21 protein-coding genes, 1 pseudogene, 1 riboswitch and 1 other annotated feature are annotated in these 21,118 nt (G+C 43.1%); of the genes and pseudogenes, 17 read left to right on the top strand and 5 right to left on the bottom strand.

Annotation, left to right across the window (positions count from 1 at the left end; translation table 11 throughout):
* Positions 1-7: 7 nt before the first annotated feature.
* From ACIQZD_RS20140 to ACIQZD_RS20180, 9 genes are all read left to right on the top strand, one after another.
* Positions 8-1,030 carry a Gfo/Idh/MocA family protein gene (locus ACIQZD_RS20140; RefSeq protein ID WP_402905813.1) on the top strand — a complete coding sequence of 341 codons (1,023 nt, stop codon included), beginning with the start codon at positions 8-10 and terminating at the stop codon, positions 1,028-1,030.
* A gap of 17 nt (positions 1,031-1,047) precedes the next feature.
* A complete protein-coding gene (locus tag ACIQZD_RS20145) occupies positions 1,048-2,088 on the top strand; it encodes a Gfo/Idh/MocA family protein (RefSeq protein WP_402905815.1) in 1,041 nt (346 codons plus the stop codon).
* 21 nt (positions 2,089-2,109) lie between these two features.
* Positions 2,110-3,078 (top strand): sugar phosphate isomerase/epimerase family protein, encoded by a 969-nt coding sequence (locus ACIQZD_RS20150; RefSeq protein WP_402905817.1) that lies wholly within the window; start codon positions 2,110-2,112, stop codon positions 3,076-3,078.
* A gap of 45 nt (positions 3,079-3,123) precedes the next feature.
* Positions 3,124-3,378, top strand: a complete 255-nt coding sequence (locus ACIQZD_RS20155) for a hypothetical protein (protein WP_402905819.1) — start codon at positions 3,124-3,126, stop codon at positions 3,376-3,378.
* 368 nt (positions 3,379-3,746) lie between these two features.
* A complete protein-coding gene (locus ACIQZD_RS20160; RefSeq protein WP_402905821.1) occupies positions 3,747-4,067 on the top strand; it encodes a PadR family transcriptional regulator in 321 nt (106 codons plus the stop codon).
* A gap of 70 nt (positions 4,068-4,137) precedes the next feature.
* Complete coding sequence (locus tag ACIQZD_RS20165) at positions 4,138-4,491, top strand: DUF1048 domain-containing protein (protein WP_402905823.1); 354 nt, start codon at positions 4,138-4,140, stop codon at positions 4,489-4,491.
* A 199-nt stretch (positions 4,492-4,690) separates the two neighbouring features.
* Entirely contained in the window at positions 4,691-5,452 is a 762-nt protein-coding gene (locus ACIQZD_RS20170; protein ID WP_402905825.1) for an ABC transporter ATP-binding protein, read from the top strand.
* Entirely contained in the window at positions 5,453-6,202 is a 750-nt protein-coding gene (locus tag ACIQZD_RS20175; RefSeq protein WP_402905827.1) for an ABC transporter permease, read from the top strand.
* Positions 6,203-6,302: 100 nt separating this feature from the next.
* A complete protein-coding gene (locus ACIQZD_RS20180; protein ID WP_402905829.1) occupies positions 6,303-6,596 on the top strand; it encodes a hypothetical protein in 294 nt (97 codons plus the stop codon).
* Positions 6,597-6,697: 101 nt separating this feature from the next.
* Here ACIQZD_RS20180 and rluF read toward each other — a convergent pair whose 3' ends face one another.
* From rluF to brnQ, 4 genes are all read right to left on the bottom strand, one after another.
* Positions 6,698-7,405 carry a 23S rRNA pseudouridine(2604) synthase RluF gene (gene rluF, locus ACIQZD_RS20185; RefSeq protein WP_350301088.1) on the bottom strand — a complete coding sequence of 236 codons (708 nt, stop codon included), beginning with the start codon at positions 7,403-7,405 and terminating at the stop codon, positions 6,698-6,700.
* A 115-nt stretch (positions 7,406-7,520) separates the two neighbouring features.
* Positions 7,521-8,420 carry a DMT family transporter gene (locus ACIQZD_RS20190; RefSeq protein WP_402905831.1) on the bottom strand — a complete coding sequence of 300 codons (900 nt, stop codon included), beginning with the start codon at positions 8,418-8,420 and terminating at the stop codon, positions 7,521-7,523.
* Between the two features lie 165 nt (positions 8,421-8,585).
* On the bottom strand, positions 8,586-9,518 hold the full coding sequence (locus tag ACIQZD_RS20195) for an aldo/keto reductase (protein ID WP_402905833.1): 933 nt from the start codon (positions 9,516-9,518) through the stop codon (positions 8,586-8,588).
* Between the two features lie 122 nt (positions 9,519-9,640).
* Positions 9,641-10,972, bottom strand: a complete 1,332-nt coding sequence (gene brnQ, locus ACIQZD_RS20200; RefSeq protein WP_402905835.1) for a branched-chain amino acid transport system II carrier protein — start codon at positions 10,970-10,972, stop codon at positions 9,641-9,643.
* Between the two features lie 98 nt (positions 10,973-11,070).
* Positions 11,071-11,317: a binding site (T-box leader), on the bottom strand.
* A 207-nt stretch (positions 11,318-11,524) separates the two neighbouring features.
* Between brnQ and ACIQZD_RS20205 the strand changes: the two genes are divergently transcribed.
* The 6 genes from ACIQZD_RS20205 (at position 11,525) to ACIQZD_RS20230 (ending at position 19,551) form a co-directional block, all read left to right on the top strand.
* Complete coding sequence (locus ACIQZD_RS20205; protein ID WP_164468807.1) at positions 11,525-11,698, top strand: hypothetical protein; 174 nt, start codon at positions 11,525-11,527, stop codon at positions 11,696-11,698.
* A 450-nt stretch (positions 11,699-12,148) separates the two neighbouring features.
* On the top strand, positions 12,149-14,890 hold the full coding sequence (locus tag ACIQZD_RS20210) for a GTPase domain-containing protein (RefSeq protein WP_402905837.1): 2,742 nt from the start codon (positions 12,149-12,151) through the stop codon (positions 14,888-14,890).
* 95 nt (positions 14,891-14,985) lie between these two features.
* Positions 14,986-15,091, top strand: a riboswitch (SAM riboswitch).
* Positions 15,092-15,206: 115 nt separating this feature from the next.
* Positions 15,207-16,319, top strand: coding sequence for a sugar ABC transporter substrate-binding protein (locus ACIQZD_RS20215; RefSeq protein WP_402905839.1), 1,113 nt, complete (start codon positions 15,207-15,209; stop codon positions 16,317-16,319).
* 56 nt (positions 16,320-16,375) lie between these two features.
* A complete protein-coding gene (locus ACIQZD_RS20220) occupies positions 16,376-17,878 on the top strand; it encodes a sugar ABC transporter ATP-binding protein (protein ID WP_402905841.1) in 1,503 nt (500 codons plus the stop codon).
* A 1-nt stretch (position 17,879) separates the two neighbouring features.
* Entirely contained in the window at positions 17,880-18,884 is a 1,005-nt protein-coding gene (locus ACIQZD_RS20225) for an ABC transporter permease (protein ID WP_402905843.1), read from the top strand.
* 307 nt (positions 18,885-19,191) lie between these two features.
* On the top strand, positions 19,192-19,551 hold the full coding sequence (locus ACIQZD_RS20230) for a winged helix-turn-helix transcriptional regulator (RefSeq protein ID WP_402905844.1): 360 nt from the start codon (positions 19,192-19,194) through the stop codon (positions 19,549-19,551).
* 71 nt (positions 19,552-19,622) lie between these two features.
* Here the strand turns inward: ACIQZD_RS20230 and ACIQZD_RS20235 are convergent, their stop codons facing one another.
* Positions 19,623-20,153, bottom strand: a complete 531-nt coding sequence (locus ACIQZD_RS20235; RefSeq protein WP_402905846.1) for an NAD(P)H-dependent oxidoreductase — start codon at positions 20,151-20,153, stop codon at positions 19,623-19,625.
* A gap of 201 nt (positions 20,154-20,354) precedes the next feature.
* On the opposite strand from ACIQZD_RS20235, the gene ACIQZD_RS20240 reads away from it, so the two are divergent.
* Positions 20,355-20,699, top strand: a complete 345-nt coding sequence (locus ACIQZD_RS20240; protein ID WP_402905848.1) for a PadR family transcriptional regulator — start codon at positions 20,355-20,357, stop codon at positions 20,697-20,699.
* A pseudogene (locus ACIQZD_RS20245) lies at positions 20,686-21,054 on the top strand (ABC transporter permease); the annotation flags it as partial. The gene ACIQZD_RS20240 and the pseudogene ACIQZD_RS20245, both read left to right, overlap by 14 nt.
* Positions 21,055-21,118 lie beyond the last annotated feature (64 nt).

Here is a 21,118-nt window from a genome sequence, read left to right on the forward strand (position 1 = left end):
GAACAAAATGGGCAAAGTGAAGGTAGGAGTCATTGGATGCGGGAGTATCGCAAAAAACAGGCATTTTCCGGAGTATGATGCACATCAGGAAACGGAGATCATTGCCGTTTGTGATATTGTGCAGGACCGGGCGAATGCAGCAGCACAAAGGTATGGCGCCCAAGCATATACTGATTATATAGAACTTTTGAAGAAAGAGGAGATTGAAGCGATCAGTGTATGTACACCGAATTACCTGCATGCACGCATCACGGTTGCGGCCCTGGAAGCTGGTAAGCATGTCCTTTGCGAGAAACCAATGGCTACTTCTTTGGTGGACGCTGAAAAAATGAATGCAGCAGCAGCGAAAAGCGGCAAAATACTAATGATTGGTCATAATCAGCGTTTTGTTCCTTCTCATCAAAAAGCGAAACAGCTTATTGAGAGCGGGGAGCTAGGGAAGGTCTATAGCTTCCGGACGGCTTTTGGACATTCCGGGCCGGAAACCTGGAGCGTGGACGGACTGGAAAGCTGGTTTTTTAAGAAGGATCAGGCAGTCATTGGTGCAATGGGCGATTTAGGCGTTCATAAAGCTGATTTATTACGGTATATCCTTGGAGAAGAATTTGTTGAAGTGGGAGCCTTTGTGGAAACGACTGCCAAGAAAAATACGGACGTTGATGACAGTGCGGCCTGTATCCTCCGGACGGAGAGCGGTATCATCGGAACTCTTACCGCCAGCTGGTCTTATGCAAAAGAAGACAATGCTACGGTCATTTATGCGGAAAAAGCGGTATTGCGCCTTGAAGACGATCCGAAATACTCACTGATCATCCATCATGATAATGGAAAGACAGAAACCATCCAATTAGGAAGCATCCAGACTAATGACTCAGAAGGACAGCATGATTCCGAAGTGATCAGCCACTTTGTAAAATGTGTGGTGGACAATGAGGAGCCTCTTGTCTCAGGAGTTGAAGGATTAAAATCATTAAAAGTCATTCTTGGCGCGATGGAATCAAATGCATCCCGAAAAATCATCCGCTTATAAAGGGGTTAAAAGTCATCATGTACAAATTAAAAATGGGTATTATCGGTGCTGGCGGAATTGCCCAAAAAAGGCATATCCCAGCTTTTCAAAAATTTCAAGATAAAGTGGTTTTATACGCCATTCAGGATATAGATGAAATGAAGGCGCGAGAAGTGGCGCGTGAATTTCATATCGAAAAGGTTTTCACCAATTATGAAGAAATGTTTGCTGAAGTGGATGCTGTTACGATTGCAACGCCAAACAAGTTCCATGCGGAGATTTCCATTGCTGCTCTGCAAGCGGGTGTTCATGTGTTATGCGAAAAGCCAATGGCCATTACAACTGAGGAATGTTTAGCAATAACCGAGGCTGCAAGCATATCGGGTAAAGTGTTATCGACTGCTTATCATTACCGCTTCATGAAGGAAGCCCAGGCTGCAAAGAAAATGATTCAGGCCGGTGAAATCGGTGAACCTTATGTAGCGCGTGTACAGGCAATCAGACGACGCAAAGTCCCTGGCTGGGGAGTTTTTACAAGTAAGGAATTACAAGGCGGGGGAAGCGTGATCGATTACGGCTGCCATTTGCTTGATTTGGCATTATGGCTGATGGATGACCCAGAACCGATTGAAATCGTTGGTTCGACATATAATTATGTCAGTAAGGGTGTCGATCAGGTCAATTTATGGGGGAATTTCGATGCCTCGGTATTTGAAGTGGATGACCATGCCACGGCATATATCAAATTTGCCAACGGAGCATCTCTATTATTCGAAACATCCTGGGCAGCGAATATCCGTGAAGAAGCAACTGTTTTAAGTTTATCCGGAACGCAGGGCGGACTTGATGTGTTCCCTTTAGTCTTGAATCAGGCTAAGCACGGCATGCTTTTAAATAGTGAAGCAGTATGGATGCCAGGGGAGGATACACCAGACCTGCAACAGGCAGAGAACTTTATTAATAGCTGCCTGGGGTTGGCAGAACCATTGGTAAAACCATCGGAAGCCATGAAAGTTTCAAAAATAATCGAAGCCATTTATCAAAGCTCGGCAAGTGGGAAGGTCATGAGTATAAATTAATGAAAAGGTGAGGTGGGGCATGTGAAATTAGGGATCTTTACAGTGCTATTTGCTCAAAAATCATTCGAAGATATGCTTGATTATGTCGCGGATTCCGGATTAAAAACAGTTGAAATCGGTACAGGCGGGTATCCAGGGAATATCCATTGTCCACTCGATGAACTGCTGGAAAGTGAAGAAAAGCGCCAAAAATACCTCGAAGCCGTTCAAGCAAGAGGGTTAACGATCAGTGCATTCAGCTGCCACGGCAATCCAATCTCTCCAGATGAAGCATTTGCTAAAGAAAGTGATGAAACACTGATTAAAACAATCAAGCTTGCTTCCTTACTGAACGTCCCGGTCGTCAATACCTTTTCCGGTACAGCAGGTGATCACGAAGGAGCTAAATATCCAAACTGGCCCGTCGCCCCATGGCCGAATGAGTATACAGATGTGCTGAAATGGCAATGGGAAGAAAAATTGATCCCCTATTGGAAAAAGACGGCCGCCATTGCCGATCAACACAATATAAAAATCGGCCTTGAACTGCATGGGGGCTTTCTCGTGCACACACCCTACACCTTGTTAAAACTTCGGGAAGCTACATCTGATGCAATAGGCGCCAACCTTGATCCAAGCCATCTTTGGTGGCAGGGCATCGAACCAGTCGGGGCCATCAAAATCCTCGGGAAAGCGGGAGCAATCTACCACTTCCACGCAAAAGACACATACTTGGATCAGGATAACATCAATATGTATGGGTTAACCGACATGCAGCCATATGGAAATATCCAGAGCCGTGCCTGGAACTTTCGCTCTGTAGGATGCGGCCACAGCCTGCAAGAGTGGTCCGACATCATGAGCGCCCTTCGCACATACGGTTACGATTACGTCGTCAGCATCGAACACGAAGATCCGCTAATGTCGGTTGAAGAAGGATTCCAACGGGCCGTAACCAATCTGAAAACTGTACTCATCAACGAAAGCCCAACTGATTTATGGTGGGTATAATTTAGAGCCGATAACGAGCAGCCTAATGCAGGTTGCTTTTTATTTTTGCCCCTTACTCGTGAAAAAGTGGAATTCACGAGTAAAAGCGTGAAACTCACGAGTAAAAGCGTGGAACTCACGAGTAAAAGTGAGAAATTCACGAGTAAAAGCGTGGAACTCACGAGTAAAAGCGTGGAACTCACGAGTAAAAGTGCGAAACTCACGAGTAAAAGTGCAAAACTCACGAGTAAAGTGGAATTCACGAGTAAAAGTGCAAAACTCACGAGTAAAAGTGAGAAATTCACGAGTAAAACAGTATAATTCACGAGTAAAAGTGTAAAACTCACGAGTAAAGTGGAATTAATTAATTAATGTAATCATGAAGCATAGGAGGAAGTAAAAGCTCCATAAAAGAAATCAGCTGTATCCAATGAGATAGCTGATTTTAAAAAAAATTCAAGTTGACAGTCACCTACTACGTGTTACAGCATACTCTATAGTAAGTAACACTGAATAGTGAAGTTGCAAAAATATTAAAAAGAAAAAAAGTTGACACCTCTGCTACTCGGTGTTACAGTTTAGTTGTAATAAGTAATACTAAATAGCGTGATTACATTACCCAAAAGCTATTCAGTAAAAATTCCCCTCAGAACTAAGTTATAAGTCACAAAATAGAGGAGGCTCTGAACTTGGAAAATTTAACTGAAATGCTGAAAGGTTCGCTGGAAGGCTGCGTGCTGGAAATCATCAGCCGCAATGAAACCTATGGCTACGAGATTACCCGCCGCCTGAACGACCTTGGGTTTACTGAAGTCGTGGAAGGGACGGTCTACACTATACTCGTGCGATTAGAAAAGAAAAAACTGGTGAACATAGAGAAGAAACCGTCAGATATGGGGCCGCCCCGCAAGTTTTACTCACTTAATGAGGCTGGTCGCCAGGAACTTGAACTGTTTTGGAAAAAATGGGATTTTGTATCATCGAAAATCAACGTCTTAAAGTCAGTCTAGCTTCATAAGATATTCCGTACGATATTTTTGGAGTGTCTTGTTCAGCTTTATAAATAGGAGGAAAAATAACATGATGGAAATGTTCAAAAAAATGATTGGTGATAAAAAAGAGTATAAAATGATGATGGCACGGGTTGAAGCCCTACCAGAGGACTATCAGTTTGTATTTAAGAAAATTCAAAGCTACATGTGGAATTTCTCAGCGGGCAGCGGGATGGATATGCTGCACATGCAGTATGAATTAATCGATTTGTTCGAAGCCGGTGCGGCGGAAGGCAGACAAGTGCTGGAAATCACTGGGGACGACGTGGCGTCCTTTGCCGACGAGCTAGTGGCAAATGCTAGAACCTATTTCGCCAAGTATCGTGAAGATTTGAATGAAAGTATCATGAAGCGATTGGGAAAAAATAAATTCAATAGATAATTCCGACTGAATAGCTGGTTACAAATGTGAATTGCCACCTTCGCTATTCAGTTATATTTTTAACTCGGTAATAAGTAATACAGATTATCAGTCATACTAAATAGGAGAGAATAGGCAATCTAGTTCCGCTAGGCGCTCGACCGGATAATTACGAAACTTACAAGCGGCCTTGCCGCACTATTAAAAGGAGGAAAAAAGTATGAGCAATGCAGCAATTTCTGTAAAAGGGTTGAAAAAATCCTTTAAAGACAATGAAGTCTTAAATGGGGTGGATTTTGAGGTACGGCGTGGCGAAATTTTCGCACTGCTGGGCTCAAATGGAGCGGGCAAGACGACGACGGTCAATATCCTCTCGACTCTGATGAAGGCCGATGGCGGCGAAGTAGGTATTTGCGGCTTTGACGTCCAGCATCAACCGGATCATGTTCGCCAGAGCATCAGCCTGACAGGGCAGTTCGCAGCTTTAGACGGTATGCTCACCGGGCGGGAAAACCTGATGATGATCGCCAAGTTGCGGGGAGTTTCCAATCCTGCTCAAGTCGCCGACAATCTGCTTGCGAGATTCAGCTTGACCGATGCGGCCAACCGCCGGGCGGACAAATATTCCGGCGGGATGAAGCGCCGGCTTGACATCGCCATGAGCCTCATCGGGACGCCAGCAGTCATTTTTCTCGACGAACCGACGACAGGGCTTGATCCCGAAGCGCGGATTGAAGTCTGGGATACCGTCAAGGAGCTTGCCGGCGGAGGCACGACCATCTTGCTGACGACCCAGTACCTGGAGGAAGCCGAGCAACTGGCGGACCGCATCGCCATCCTGCATGGCGGAAAAATCATCTCGACCGGGACCCTTACCGAACTCAAGGAGATGTTCCCGCCAGCGAAAGTGGAGTACATCGAGAAGCAGCCGACACTAGAGGAAATTTTCCTCGCGATCATCGGCAAAAAGGAGAAGATGTAAATGAAAAGCAAAACAGGGGTATTACTAGGACGTTTAATGCGCAACATCATGCGCAGCCCGGATACAATTATCACGGTGGCGATTACGCCGATTATGATGCTGCTGCTGTTTGTCTACGTATTTGGCGGCGCCATAGAGACAGGCACGGACAACTACGTAAATTATTTATTGCCGGGAATTTTGCTGATGGCTATCGCATCCGGCGTCGCTTACACTTCCGTGCGGCTGTTTACGGATGTAAAGAGCGGACTGATGGCGCGTTTCATTACCATGCCCATCAAGCGCTCGTCGGTATTGTGGGCTCACGTGTTGACCTCGCTTGTTTCCAATGCGCTTACTGTCGTGGTGGTTATCCTTGTCGCGCTCTTGATGGGCTTCCGTTCCAGCGCTGATATCCTGGATTGGCTCGCGGTAGCTGGGATACTCACGCTGTTTACGCTAGCGCTGACATGGCTTGCGGTCATTCCCGGATTGACAGCGGGGTCTATGGAAGGCGCGACAGCCTACTCGTACCCGCTGATTTTTCTGCCGTTTATCAGTTCTGCCTTTGTCCCCACCGAAACCATGCCTAAAATTGTCCGTGCGTTCGCTGAGAACCAGCCCGTGACTTCAATCGTGAATGCGATTCGTGCCCTCTTGTATGAAGGGTCTGTTGGCAACGATATTTGGATCGCGCTTGCCTGGTGTGTCGGCATAATGGTCATTGCTTACTTCTTCGCCAGTAAAGCATTTAAACGCCAGTTAGGGTAAGTACATCATTAAGGGATTAGCCATATCAATAGTCAGCCGATGCGATGACTGCATATGCTATCCACATGGTAGGCTGCTTAAATGCCAGGGCAACCATTCCATGGAATCCCTCAAAATTGTTGTGATTGGTGGTGGCTCGATCACTTATCCCAAAGCGAGGTTTGCCATGCATGCTCCGAGTAAAACCGCAAAACTCACGAGCGTGAAAATCACGAGTAAAAGCGTGAAATTCACGAGTAAAACCTTAAAACTCACGAGTAAAAGTGTGGAATTCAAGAGTAAAAGCGTGAAACTCACGAGTAAAGTAGAATTCACGAATAAAACAGCAGCATTTTTACGAGTAAAAGTGCAAAACTCACGAGTAAAAGTGCAAAACTTACGAGTAAAAGCGTGAAACTCACGAGAATACCCGCAAAACTAATAGCAAATGATTGCTGAAAATTCTTCTGAAAGTAAAAAAATGATGCCCCCGGAGTTCTGGGGGCATCTTCATTATCATCTTTGCCTTGGGGTGTAATCCAATTCCTTAAATAGTTCTGTCAATTCATCCTCGGTCAGGTCGCGCCATTGTCCGTTCGCCAGTCCGTCCAGATGGATGTTCATGATCCGGATTCGATGTAAATCACGGACTTCATAACCCAGTGCGGAGCACATACGGCGGATTTGTCTGTTTAGTCCTTGCATCAAAGTGATGTTAAATGTATATTTGGTCAACTGCTCAACTTTACAAGGAAGTGTTTTCGTATCCAAAATCTCCACTCCGGAGGACATATCTTTAATGAAGGACGCGGTAATAGGCTTATCCACGGTTACGATGTATTCTTTTTCATGCTTGTTTTCTGCACGAAGGATTTCATTTACGATGTCTCCGTCATTTGTAAGAAGGATCAGACCGCTTGAGTCTTTGTCCAGCCGTCCGATATGAAAAATGCGAAGCGGATGATTTACAAAATCAACGATATTGCCTTTAATGTGTTTTTCGGTCGTACTTGTAATCCCTATCGGTTTATTCAGTGCAATATAGACATTTTGCTGCTCGACTTTTATCGGCTTTCCGTCTACACGAACATCATCGCCGGGTTCAGCTTGACTGCCGAGCTCAGCTACCGTGCCATTAATCGTCACACGGCCCTCGGCTATCCATTTGTCTGCGCCTCGTCGCGAGGTAATTCCGGATTCACTGATAAATTTATTGATCCTCAACTAAAGCACACCTTTACATTCAGATTTTCTTCTTTAAAGGATAACGTAAATCATGGTGCATAGACAAGGGGAAAAGATAAGAAAGCGTTCGTTGGTGAGAATTACAGGATGTTCTTTACATGTTCTTCGTGACAGCTGCCGGATATGCCTTTTTCTTTTTGCTTGTCAGGTAAACGCCAATAAAGACAAGGATGCCACCGAGGATTTGGATGATCGTAATCGCATGACCTAAAACCAGGCTAAGGATGGCGGTAAATACGGCAATCAGATTCAGATAAATTCCAGCCTGGCCGGCATTGATATGACGAAGGGAAATATTCCAGAAAATAAATGAGCCGACAGACGGGAAGATTCCAATATATAAGAGACCCGTGATTGCTTTACTGCTTAAATCAAGGTTCATTCCCGAGCCAATGGCAAATGGAGCGACGAGAATCAATCCGAGAAATACGGAAACGGCAGTAGCAGAGATGATCGGAATATTTTTCAGTTTTTTACCGATTATTGAATAGAAGGTCCAAACGAGAATCGCCAGGATCATCAATAGGTCGCCTTTATTATAGGTGAGCTGGAAAATATCCAGAAGGTGTCCTTTTGTCAAGACCAATAAAACGCCGAATAAAGATATGATAAGTCCGAGTGCATGGAGGGATGAAATTTTCTCCTTTAACAGCAAAGCGGAAAAAAGAACAATTAAGGCAGGGTTCATGGAATTGACAAGAGCGGCATTCATGGAAGTTGTATAGGTCAAAGCCCAATAAAGGAAAAAATTATAACTGATGATCCCGAGCACACCCAAGACTAATAGTAATTTCCAGGCTTTCCATACACTCTTCCAGTGTGGCTTTTCAATCCATTGCGCTAAAGGAAACAATAAGAAAACGGCAATTAGCCATCGCGTAAATGTTAGCTGGATCGGGGAAAGTTCTGTCACAACGTATTTTCCGAAAATGTAATTACCGGCCCAGAACAAATTGGCCAAGATAAGAAATAAAATAACAATAGATTTTTTCATTAGACTGCCTCTTCCTTAATTTATGGAATATTCACTAAATATAACAAAGTAGAGGTACCTAAGCAATATAGAGAGCCTACAGTCAATTTAAGTACAAGGATGAACCGCAGAGCAGGATAAAAAGGCCGTTCAGCTTAAAACTGAACAGCCTTTTCACATCTATAATTAAGCGAAAATGGCACTGATTTCGGCGATTTCGTCCATGGTTAGATCGACATCCAATGCTTGTAAGTTGCGTGTGACCTGTTCTGGCTTTTTCGCTCCGGGAATCAGTACATCGATCGAGTGCCGAGTTAAATACCAAGCTAGTACGACATCGGCGACTTCGGTATGCTTCCTGTTGGCGATCGCCCGTACTTCTTCCACTTTTTGCAGGTTGCTTACAAAGGCTTGTCCTTGAAAAAGCGGACTTTTTGCCCGGCCGTCATCGAATGTTGATTCCTGATTATATTTGCCGCCGAGCAGACCGGAAGCAAGGGGGAAATAAGGAATGAAGGAAATATCATTCTCGGCCGTATATGGCAGCAGGTCTTGTTCTGCCTCACGTTTGAATAGATTGTACTCGGATTGCAGGACATCGACATAGCCGTCTTTATTCGCTTCCTTCAATTGTTCGAATGAAAAGTTCGAGACGCCGATTGACTTGATTTTGCCTGCATCCTTCAATTCCTTTAAGGCACCTACTGCTTCATCTTTAGGGGTATCGCCATCAGGGAAATGGATATAAAATAAGTCGATGTAGTCTGTTTGGAGCCTTTTTAGACTCGAGTCCACGGCATCTTTCAGAAAAGCCGGAGAGTTATCAAAGACGATGTTGCCATCGACAAATTTATGTGCCCCTTTAGTGGCAAGGACTATGTCATCGCGTCTGCGGCTATCTTTAAGGATTTCACCGATAAGTTCTTCTGAACGCTCAGGACCGTAAATGTAAGCTGTATCCCAAAAGTTGATTCCCTCTTCCAACGCCGTTCTCAAAACATCCCTTCCTGTATCCTCACTTAGATTAGGGAAAAGGTTATGTCCGCCAATTGCATTCGTACCAAGGCCAATCGGATTTACATACAGATCTGTTTTACCAATGCGGGTCTGCTTAGACATATTACTTATCATCTCCTTTGACCCCATCATAACAAAAAGTGGATGTCTATTTCCAAAATAAAGCAATGCAGGCGTGCACAAAATAAGCAGATGATCTGTAAAATCACCTGCTTACTTCATTATTATAGTGTTTCGATTTCCAACTCCTCAGCTGGAGCTGTTTGTCCGATTTGACTGAGCAGAACACCAAGGGCTGTACCGACGAGAGCAGGGATGATCCACTCCATGCCGTAGGCGGAAAGGGGAAGGACATCACTCAAGGTTTGCACGGGTCCTAATTGTAAGCCGAAAGCATTCAGTCCATCCATCAAGGCGAAAACTCCTGTGAAAGTCATTGCACTGCGATAAACCTTCTTCGGGTTTTTGAAATGACGGCTGAAGAATGTCAGGACAATCAGGACGATCGTTAACGGATAAGCCATCACAAGGAATGGTACCGATACTTTCAGAATTTGATTCAGACCCATATTTGAAAGGATGAAACCGATGATTGTTACGATCAGAATGACGGTTTTATAATTAAGCTTGGGGAAAAGTTTCGAGAAATACTGTCCGCAAGCAGTCGTCAATCCGACGACGGTGGTGAAGCATGCTAAAGTGAAAATGATGCCGAGAAGGACTTTACCGCCAGTTCCAAGTAAAAGGGTCGATGCGACTGTGAGGATATCCGTTCCGTTTTCGAATGAACCATCGGCTGCCATGCGTGCCCCGATTACTCCTAAGGAGATATAAACTAAAGAAAGCAAAACACCAGCGATGAGACCCGCTTTTACTGTATATCTCGTCAATTGCATTCGTTCGGAAATCCCCCTTTGCTGGATTGAAGTAAGGATGACGATCCCAAAAGCCAGGGAAGCTAGAGCATCCATCGTGTTGTAGCCTTCAATGAACCCTTTTGAAAATGCTCCTGCAGCATATGCTTCGGTTGGAGCTTGGAATGGAGCATCAAGCTTTACGAACCCAACGACACAGAGAATGACCATGGACAAAAGAAGAACGGGTGTAATCCAGCGTCCCATGAAGGTTTCCATTTTTTCTGGATTCAATGAAATGGCATAAACGGTGATGAAAAATACGGTTGTGAACAAGAATAGAAATAGTGATTGATTCATTGAGTCGCCAAGATACGGCTTGAAGCCCATTTCATAGGCAACATTCGCATTCCGTGGAATGGCCAGAAACGGCCCGATGCTTAAATAGATGACAACCATGAACAACGTGCTGAATAGTGGATGTACACGGGCACCAATGGTTTGTGCCCCGCCTTTAACAAGTGAGACTGCAAGAAGCACCAAAATTGGCAGGCCGACTCCGGTGGCGACAAAACCGGCAATGGCCGGCCAGAAAGAAGTTCCTGAAGATGCTCCTAAAAATGGAGGGAATATAAGATTCCCCGCTCCGAAGAACATTGAGAAAAGCATAAGGCCGATAAATAATGTGTCTGTTTTTTTCATGGTGATTTCTCCTTTTTTTTAAAATGATAACTCTCGCCGACTGGCCTGAAAAAGGCTAATTAAAGTGTTTTGTGCAAATAAAAAACTCGCCCCTGAAAATCAGGGACGAGTTTGTGCTCGCGATACCACCCATATTCCGCACTACAAAGAAGCTGCGGCACTCAGTCAACGTACGAATTCATACGTGATCCATTGTAACGGCGGAAACCCGTCAAAGCCTACTGCATTTTCAGCTTTGCATCTCAGAGATGATTTTCGGATAGGCCTTGGACATCGACTTCCACCACATGTCGACTCTCTGTGGAACAGGGTTCTCATCTTACTCTTTCTCTTCATAGATTTTATAATATAAAGACAATTTAGCAAATTCTGATTATGAAGTCAACATAATTTATCATTAATCCTTTAAAAGGAGCAGGAAATTAGTCCCTCGTTGGCGAAACTTCCTTTATCCAGAGGATTTTTTGAACAAGAATAGGCTATAACTCCCTATTATCTTTCTAATCGCAACTATATTATAATAGAAGGCAGAACACTAAAGGAGACAATAGTATGTCTGAAAATAAAAAATTAAGCCTGGCCGATGCAGTCAAACAAAAACTGGCTCAAAAGCAAGCGGGATCAAGTAAAGATAAACTGGAAACAGGCGTTGTGAAGAAAACGAAACAGCTTAAAAGCCAGTTGACCAAAAAGCCGAATAACCAACGTAAGCGTACAGGGGTATAATCCTAATTTGTCAAAGGACAAGTACTGTTCGGAGCTTATCAGAGAGCAGTTACCTTTTATGAATGAGGTTACTGCTTTTTTATATGGATGGGGCAGGGTGATTTTGCTTTTTACCGTTTATAGGTAAGTTGAAGGGGTGGGATTCTGGTAATTTAGAGGGATAAAGAATGGTTCGCTCACCTCTAGAAAAAACATATTTTCTCGAATATGGAAATGACATCTCTGTATCGGTTTATTAAAAACATTACAGTTCGGATTGTTTCTGTTTTAAAATTGTAAGAGTGGTGACATGTTGTTACCATATTGTTTTGCTAAAATAACATTTTAAGGTTTTGTAAATGATTTTTTAACTAAAGGAACCTATAGATTGAATGTTAGGTCTACTAGAAGGCTTATAGAATCAGTGATTATCCTTTAATTGAAAATATGAAATATATCGGGGGAATAAAGATGGACGAACGTCTGATCGGAAAAAAATATTATGAAACGATGATTGAGGATACAAGGAAGCACCCCATTCAAGCTTTGGGTGAAATGTTTCTCGTGGAACAAAAAAAGGAAAGAGCGGATTTAACCACAATTCGATTTGCTCAAGGAGAAGTATATTTTCAGCATCATGACTATGAGGCAGCCATTTTTAAATGGGAAAACATAGAAGGGGAACTTGGTTCATGGGCGAAGAAAAACATAGCTGATGCTTATTTTGAACTGGAAATGTATTCAACCGCAGAGGATATCTATAAATCCGTCGATACGGATGAAGCGGTCTTGAAAACAGAAGTTCTTTTGCAACTGTTTTCCCTGTACATAGTGGAATCGAGAAATGACCTGGCTTCCAATGTCGTGAAAGAAGCAGTCGAGTTCCAACCGGACTACCCGAATGTCACGGAAATTGCACGCGCCTTTTTTGAAGAACAAAAGGATTGGAACAGTGCGGTGGTATTAGCGGCGAATGAAAGTATCCGTACAGAATCAATGGGCTGGTTTGATGTGCTGAAAACGTATATCCAGCAAGGTGTTGCCCAATCGATGGATCCGGATTATTTTTCAACTGTCCTTGGTTCGCTATACACACTCGACCAGGAACGTTTCGAAAAGGTGACGGTTGCCCTGTGGAAAAACTATAAATATACGGATTCTTATTTCGAATGGCTGAGAGTGATTAATAACTTGATAGATACCATCGAATTGAACCATGCGGATGTATGGGATGAGCTTTCCGTCTATTACAGGGATGCATATGCAGGTCTTTTAGAAGGAACGCACCTAATCAAAGATTTAAGTCCTGTCGTGCCAAGGTTGCTGGAAAACTGGCTCAAAATCGCAGACGGGGAGCTCTCGCTGTTTGCGGCGGCATCCGCGTTGTCCTGGAATGAAATCTTCCCGGATACGATCAATGCGCTGGTCATTCAGGATGCAGAGAGCCTGCTTTCGAAATCGCCTAAATTGGGTGGCGGACTGGAAGCGGGAGAGAAACTGTTCAATTCCATTATCCAGTGGGCTGAAGATAATGATTTAAAGGTTGGCAATAAGCTTAAATGGATGGTAGACGGGCTTAAGGATACCCGGAATTTCAATCTTCTTCTTGCAGGAAGTACAGGAAATGGCAAGACATCCTTTATTCAGTCAATCGTTGGCGAGAGCATAGCCGCTGAAGATCATTCGTCACTAGTCAGTGTCAAAGATGGGGATGATCTGGAAATCCTTGAAATTACCGATACAGATAGCAAAGTTGTCGAGGAGCTAACTGATTTGGATGAAACTCGCCGACAGCGCGGGACTATTGTCGATGTGACCATCATCAGTGACTACCTAAGAAATAATCATCTGCGATTATTGGATACTCCGGGGTTCAATGGGGAAAAAAGCGTGGAATCCGATTTCCAGGGCTATTTACATGGCAGTGATGGATTGATGTTCGTTCTTGACGCCCGGGCGCCTTTCACCGGCAGCGAAAGGGATCTGTTATTGGAAATTCAAATGATGGCTCCGAAACTGCCGATTCATTTCTTATTAAATAAAATGGATACGATATACAGTGATCAGGTCGCAGTCCGGATGGAAGACGAAACATGGGATAAAGTGAATGCATATTTCCCGAATGCGAAAGTATTCGCTTTCTCCAAACATTATGACAGCAGGCAGCAATTGAAGGATCTTTCAGCCTTCCTTCAATCGAATTATCAAGATGATAATTGGAAGGAAAGAAGATCTGAAAAAATTCTGGCATTCATTCGTAAAACTTTATCTTATCTGTTAGAAAAACGGGCAGCCAATGAGCGGAAATGCGAGCATTCCATCTCTTGGAATGAACAGATGGAAGTCAAGCTGAATGGGGCGGTCAATCAACTGGCTGATTTGGAAAAAGAAAAAAGTGAAAATATCATAAGGTCGTATCGTCTGCTTAAGGACGAAGTGAAAAATCAGCTTTATTCAAAAATTCCTGAATTACTGAGGGATTGCTCTAAATCGTTAACGGAAAGCAGTGATTTCAGTCAGGTCCATGTACAGTTAAACCAGGAAATGAATGAGCGAATTCAAAACTTCATATCTGACAAGATCATGCCTCAATATTACCGTTCTCTTCAAGACTGGATTGCCAGTTCCCAAATGGAGTTCACGCAAAGCCAGCAGTTTATGGATGAGATGAGTGCCGGATTCAATGAATTATACAAAGAAGAACGGATTACGCTGGCAGGCGACTTCAGGGTATTGGATGACTGGCGCCGTGATGCCGACCGGATGACAAGCAGTATCCGCATCGAAAACGTCAATATCCTTTTGCGCAGGACTCCATCTCAATTACTGCTTAAAGGGGCAGGGAAGCTGTTTGGGGCGATACCGCAAAATAAAGCCAATATGTACAATCGTTATAAGAAATACCTGGAAAGTGAAGATTACCTGGATGTTGCGGAAATGATCACGGAACGTTTCCTTACCCAATTTGGATTGTTTGAAAAATCTTTGGATCGTGACATCTCCCTTTTCTATCGCGGTTCATTTGCCTTACTTCAAAAAACGATAGAGCAAACGCAGACTGAAATAAAAGACTACCAGGCTGCATTGGAGCATATGAAAGAAAATCCGGAAGTTTACCGTGACCCGATCACTTTGTTCGAAGTGAAATTAAGGCAGTTGGAGCGGCTTGAAAAGATTGAGAAAAAGCGTCTAGCCCAGCTTCAAAGAAAATAAAAAATAACGGGGAACATTTCAAATATTCAAAAATCTATTGACTTTACGACTATATCCCTATAAAGTGATAATTACGAAAACGTAACACGATATATCTCTTATCAAGAGTGGCGGAGGGACTGGCCCTAAGATGCCCAGCAACCGTTCCATTAGGAATTGGTGCTAAATCCTGCAAAACAGAAATGTTTTGACAGATAAGAGAGGGACAAGTCTGCAAAACAGCCGATTAAACCTCTCTATATTAGAGAGGTTTTTATTTTGGGATTTACACCAACTTAACTGATAAGACTAATTAGAAAAAATGGAGGGAAACAAGATGAAAAGGTCTATTAAAGGGATATTCATTTCAGCCATCGCTTCGGCTTTGCTTTTAACGGGTTGCTCTACAGGTCAGAGTTCCACAGAGTCGAAGAAAGAAGAAAAAGTATCATTTGAAAATGTTCCGGAAAGATTTGCTGATGGAGATGGAGCCAGAATCAAAGTGATCCGTAAAATTGGCGGTGATGATCATACGGCCCAATACCTGGCGGGGGCGAAGGAAGAAGGAGAAGCACTGGGGTTTCAAGTGGATACGTACACAGCCAATGGTGATACGGCTAAATTCCATGATGCGATAGCGCAGGCTTTGGAGGAAGATTATGACGGCTATATCATTTCCCATGGTGATGATGCAGCAACTGTGAATGACGTTCAAAAGTTGGTTGATGCAGGTAAAAGCGTTGTCACATTCGATTCAATAAGCGATCTATCTAAAATAGAAGGCGTGACATTAACTTCACAAGATGATGAAGCTTTGGCAACGCTGGCTTTTGATAAACTGATAAAAGAACAGAAAGGTGAAGCGGCAATTGCATATCTTTGGGTGGACGGTTTTCCTCCAATGGTAAGAAGAAATGCAGTCTATCAGGAAAAATTAAAAGAAAATCCTGGGATTAAAGAAGTCGAAAGATTCGGAGTGGCATCTGCTGATACTTCGGTTCAGACACAAAATGCTGTAGCCGCAATGCTGAATAAATACCCTAAAGGTAAATTGGATGCCATTTTCGCAACATGGGATGCCTTTGCTATCGGTGCAGCCCGGGCGATTAAAGAGGCGGGACGCGATGAAGTGAAGATATATGGAATAGATGTTTCGAATGCAGATCTCCAGGAAATCCAATCGGCTGATAGCTCATGGTCCTACACGGCAGCAGTGGATCCCAAGTTGATCGGTGCAGTGAATATGAGGATATTGGCTAAAAAATTAGCGGGCGAGGAAACGCCGCAAACCTATGACTTGGAGGCTTCACTTATTTCACAAAAGCAAATCCAAGCGTCAAAAGAAGCGGTGAACATGGCAAATCTGTCTGGTATTATCGATGGCTGGGGTGTATCGACGGAATTTGAAGAAGATTGGATGAAAGTTTTGAAAGATCATTATAAAAAGTAAAAAGAGACACTCTCTTTCCAGTGAAGGGAGTGTCTGTTCAATAAGGGGGAATGGACATGGGCACGCAACTAGAAATGAAGAAGATTTCGATTGAATTTCCGGGGGTGAAGGCGCTGAGTAATGTTGATTTTTCCATAAAATCAGGGACAGCCCACGCATTGGTCGGTGCAAACGGAGCAGGGAAGTCGACGTTAATGAAAGTTTTATCGGGAGCCCATGTTCATTATTCAGGTGACATTTTTATCGATGGGATGAAGCGGGATATCCGCTCACCAAAAGCGGCTCAGGAACAAGGCATTCAAATTGTTTATCAGGAAGTGGATACCGCCCTCATCCCTTATTTAACGGTTGGGGAAAATGTAATGTTGAATGATATGGTCCAAAACATGGGAAAAAAACAGATGGTCCAATGGAAAGAGCTGCACAACCAAGCCGCTTCTATTCTTGAAGATATGAAAATTCGTGTCCCTTCGAAAAAGCTGGTAAGAGACCTTACCTTGGCTGAAAAACAGATGGTCCTGATAGCAAGAGCCGTTTCGACAGAATGCAAATTCCTGATTCTCGACGAGCCAACTGCTCCGTTAAGTCATACGGAGACGACAGAACTTTTTCGAATTGTAAATGAATTAAAGCAAAAAGGCGTGGGTATCATTTTCATTTCACATCGTCTGCCCGAAATTTTTGAAATCTGTGAGGAAATTACGATCATGAGGAATGGGGAGCGTGTCACTTGTCGAAAGAAGGAAGACATAACCCGTACCGAAGTGGTAGAGAACATGCTTGGAAAAACCATGGATGAACAGTTTCCTGAAGTGAATGCTTCGATTGGCGACGTTATTCTGGAAGTGAACGGATTGTCAGATGCAGAGAAAGTTAAAAATGTCAGTTTGAATATTAAAGCAGGCGAGATAATCGGCTTGGCAGGGTTGGTCGGGGCTGGGAAAACGGAGCTGTGTAAAACCCTTTTCGGTCATACTTCGATCACAGCGGGTGAAGTCATCCTGAATGGTCGAAAGCTTTCCTTGAAATCACCGCACGAAGCAGTAAAAAGCGGTCTGGCACTTGTACCTGAGGAACGCAGGAAAGAAGGGGTCCTTGTTCAGGAATCAGTCTCGGCGAACTTGACGGCAGCCAGTCTTGGAAAATTCTCCAAGACATTCAGCTTCGTGAATCGCAAGGTGGAAAAGGAAAGAGCGAAGGAAATGATCGCAAGTCTCGGCATTAAAACTCCTTCAGGGGAAGTGAATGTCGAAAACCTTTCAGGTGGCAATCAGCAAAAAGTTGCCATCGGGAAATGGCTTATGGCCGATGCGGATGTATACATATTCGATGAACCAACGAAAGGGGTCGATGTTGGAGCCAAGAAGGATATATTCGAATTGATTGCAGAGCTTGCAAGGAATGGGAAAGCAATCATTTATGCATCATCCGAGCTTTCCGAAATCATTGGCATTACCAACCGGACATATGTGCTATATGACGGGAGCACTGTCATCGAATTAGAAACAAGCAAAACGAATGAAGAAGAACTACTATTCTATTCAACAGGAGGAAAATAGAATGAGCCTACCCATTCCTGTTACACAGACAGCGAAAGCGAAGAAAAAGGTGGAACTATTCGACTTTTTCTATAAATACGGCACAATATTGACGATTATCATTCTGATTGGAATTTTTGCCGTGTCCAATCCATCTTTCATTCAAACTACGAATCTGGTCAACATCCTGCGTTCCATTTCCATCGTGACCATCATTGCGATCGGCATTACGATATCCCTGACCGTGGATGGCTTCGACCTTTCCGTCGGCTCAGTCGCATCATTGGCCAATGCCATCGTCATCTCGATGTTTGTCTGGTTTTCACAGGATACATTAATTGCTATATTCGCTGCGATCGGTGCCTCACTTGTCGTAGGGGCCTTGAATTCATTCATGATCGTTAAATTGAGAATTCCCGACATGCTGATGACATTGGCTACCATGTTCATTATCCAGGGAATTGCCCTTACCTATACAAAAGGGGCCACGGTTTCACAAAATATGGTCATGCCCGACGGGACATTCGCAACAGGACTAATCAGCCCGTTTTTCGCCAAAATTGGCCAGGTACCATGGATAATCCTGATCATGGCCGTCATTGTGATAGCGACCCATATCTTTTTGACTTATACGAAGCACGGTCGTTATATGTACATTATTGGGGGAAATAAGGAAGCGGCGAGACTTTCCGGAATATCGGTTAATAAATACAAAATCCTTGCCTATCTGCTTTCGGCTCTATTTGCTGCAATCGGGGGGATTGTCCTTGCTTCAAGGGTCATGACTTCGGAAATCAATTCAGGGTCACCCTATTTAATGGATGCCGTCGCGGCAGCCTTCATTGGTTCCTCCGTTTTAGGAGCGGGAAAACCGAATGCCTTTGGAACCTTTGTCGGAGCAGTCCTGATCGGAATCCTACAAAATGGGCTGATCATGATGTCCGTTCCGTATTATGCGATGGATATTGTCAAAGGAACAGTGCTGGCCCTTGCGCTCGCTGTAACTTATTACAAACAAAAACACTAAAATGAATCCGTTACGTTGCTCTGCAGAAATCCAAAATTATGAAAAAAATCCTGTTGGATATGCAACAGGATTTTTCCTTTTAAAAAAAGGGACGGATTATGGAAATGAATTTTCGCATCTTCATCATTTTACTTACTAATGAACTCTTTTTACTTAAGCTAAAATAGGGCAGGAGGACTTTTTGATCCCTCATTGTTGGAGTGAATTTTTATAGGGACCCTATTTACCTTTCAATAAAATTGATAATGATCTATTGTAAAGTATGAACATTCATATCCTATACTTAACCAAAGGAGAGTGTAAACTTATGCGCGAAACCTGTGTTCCGACTGGCGTGAAACCAAATGACACTGGCTTTGGATATACGTTGTCCTTAATAGGCGGCAAATATAAAATGATCATTATATATTGGCTGTCTGAAAATAAGGTTATGCGGCATAATCAGCTGAAGCGGAGTATCGGCACCATTTCCTTTAAAACGCTAAGCATCATGTTAAAAGAGCTGGAGGCAGACGGCCTTATCATACGCAAGGAATTTCCCCAAATACCTCCGAAAGTAGAATATTCATTATCTGAACGTGGTCTATCTCTCATTCCATTGTTAAATATGATGTGCGAGTGGGGAGAGAAAAACAGTTTGCCAGCTCAGGAGATTGTACGGCCGTAGGTGTAGCTATTTTGATAAATCAAAAGAAGTATTTCCCTAATTAGGAAATACTTCTTTAATGAAACCGCCTGTTAAAGATTGTCGACAAAATTTAAATAATCTTGTGCGCTATTTTCCAATTCGCTTGCGGACGGTTCATTTTCAGCACCATAAAACGCAAAGAATGAACGATAATCTGCATTGCAGTATAGGAAGGTAGTTTCAAAGGGAGATAATAAATGTTCAAGTGTATAGCGATATCTTCCTTCTTCACTATAATCCTCTTTGTTAATTCCGGCAGATACAGCTAATGCAGCTTTGCGATTCTTTAGTTTATCGCCTCCATTTGAACCATAAGCCCAACCATAAGTAAAAACATCGTCAAGCCATCTTTTTAGAAGAGGCGGACAATTAAACCAATAAAAAGGGAACTGTAAAACAAGATTACTATGCGATTCGATTAATTGCTGTTCTTTTTCCGCATTAATGTTTCCGTCAGGGTAAACCTTATACAATTCGTGTACTGTGTAATTTTCCGGATATTTCCTTAGCGCTTCTACCCATCGCTTATTTATGACGGATGTTTCTAGACTTGGGTGTGATACGATAACAAGAGTTTTCAAAGATTTCTCCTCCTTAATTATTATTTATTTTAAGTATAAAGTGCACTCTGCAAGTACGTAAGTATGCACTTTTAGTATAGGTACTTACCTAAAGGAGAGTGTTAAATCAGGTATAACTAAAAAAACGGTTAGTTGAATTTGTAATATTTCATTAAATAATACCTTGCATTATAAAGTAATATAAAATATATTTATTCCAATATGTGGAAACATAATATTAATAAGGAAGTCTTAAAAGGTCATATAGACACGCTCATCCTGTCACTTTTACATAGGAGGGATATGTACGGCTATGAATTAGCCAAAATCGTTCGTGAAAAGAGTGATGACCAATTTGAATTAAAAGAAGGTATACTTTATCTGTCTTTAAAGAGATTAGAAAAGAATGAATGGATTTCTTCTTACTGGGGGGATGAGCAAGGACCTGGAGGAAGAAGGAAATATTACAGACTTACATCAGTGGGTGAAGAAGGATTTAAACAAAAGCGCCTGGAATGGGAATTTGTAAGAGATGTGATTGATTCCTTTTTAGATTGGGGGAAATAAGGAAGCGGCGAGACTTTCCGGGATATCGGTTAATAAATACAAAATCCTTGCCTATCTGCTTTCGGCTCTATTTGCTGCAATCGGGGGGATTGACCTTGCTTCAAGGGTCATGACATCGGAAATCAATTCAGGGTCACCCTATTTAATGGATGCCGTCGCGGCAGCCTTCATTGGTTCCTCCGTTTTAGGAGCTGGAAAACCGAATGCCTTTGGAACCTTTGTTGGAGCAGTCCTGGTCGGAATCCTACAATATGTGCAGATCATGATGTCCGTTCCGTATTATGCGATGGATATCGTCAAAGGAACAGTGCTGGCCCTTGCGCTCGCTGTAACCTATTACAAACAAAAACACTAAAATGAATCCGTTACGTTAATATGACTATATGATAAGTCTGCATGTGGATGATAAAAGAGACTGG

Source organism: Peribacillus sp. NPDC096447 (assembly GCF_044762725.1).
GTDB lineage: Bacteria > Bacillota > Bacilli > Bacillales > DSM-1321 > Peribacillus.

Bases quoted from the DNA above. Each gene is read 5' to 3' on its own strand.
- ACIQZD_RS20140 (WP_402905813.1), top strand. From the start codon at position 8: ATGGGCAAAGTGAAGGTAGGAGTCATTGGATGCGGGAGTATCGCAAAA.
- ACIQZD_RS20145 (WP_402905815.1), top strand. From the start codon at position 1,048: ATGTACAAATTAAAAATGGGTATTATCGGTGCTGGCGGAATTGCCCAA.
- ACIQZD_RS20165 (WP_402905823.1), top strand. From the start codon at position 4,138: ATGATGGAAATGTTCAAAAAAATGATTGGTGATAAAAAAGAGTATAAA.
- ACIQZD_RS20170 (WP_402905825.1), top strand. From the start codon at position 4,691: ATGAGCAATGCAGCAATTTCTGTAAAAGGGTTGAAAAAATCCTTTAAA.
- ACIQZD_RS20175 (WP_402905827.1), top strand. From the start codon at position 5,453: ATGAAAAGCAAAACAGGGGTATTACTAGGACGTTTAATGCGCAACATC.
- ACIQZD_RS20180 (WP_402905829.1), top strand. From the start codon at position 6,303: ATGGAATCCCTCAAAATTGTTGTGATTGGTGGTGGCTCGATCACTTAT.
- ACIQZD_RS20190 (WP_402905831.1), bottom strand. From the start codon at position 8,420: ATGAAAAAATCTATTGTTATTTTATTTCTTATCTTGGCCAATTTGTTC.
- ACIQZD_RS20195 (WP_402905833.1), bottom strand. From the start codon at position 9,518: ATGTCTAAGCAGACCCGCATTGGTAAAACAGATCTGTATGTAAATCCG.
- brnQ (WP_402905835.1), bottom strand. From the start codon at position 10,972: ATGAAAAAAACAGACACATTATTTATCGGCCTTATGCTTTTCTCAATG.
- ACIQZD_RS20205 (WP_164468807.1), top strand. From the start codon at position 11,525: ATGTCTGAAAATAAAAAATTAAGCCTGGCCGATGCAGTCAAACAAAAA.
- ACIQZD_RS20210 (WP_402905837.1), top strand. From the start codon at position 12,149: ATGGACGAACGTCTGATCGGAAAAAAATATTATGAAACGATGATTGAG.
- ACIQZD_RS20215 (WP_402905839.1), top strand. From the start codon at position 15,207: ATGAAAAGGTCTATTAAAGGGATATTCATTTCAGCCATCGCTTCGGCT.
- ACIQZD_RS20220 (WP_402905841.1), top strand. From the start codon at position 16,376: ATGGGCACGCAACTAGAAATGAAGAAGATTTCGATTGAATTTCCGGGG.
- ACIQZD_RS20225 (WP_402905843.1), top strand. From the start codon at position 17,880: ATGAGCCTACCCATTCCTGTTACACAGACAGCGAAAGCGAAGAAAAAG.
- ACIQZD_RS20230 (WP_402905844.1), top strand. From the start codon at position 19,192: ATGCGCGAAACCTGTGTTCCGACTGGCGTGAAACCAAATGACACTGGC.
- ACIQZD_RS20240 (WP_402905848.1), top strand. From the start codon at position 20,355: ATGTGGAAACATAATATTAATAAGGAAGTCTTAAAAGGTCATATAGAC.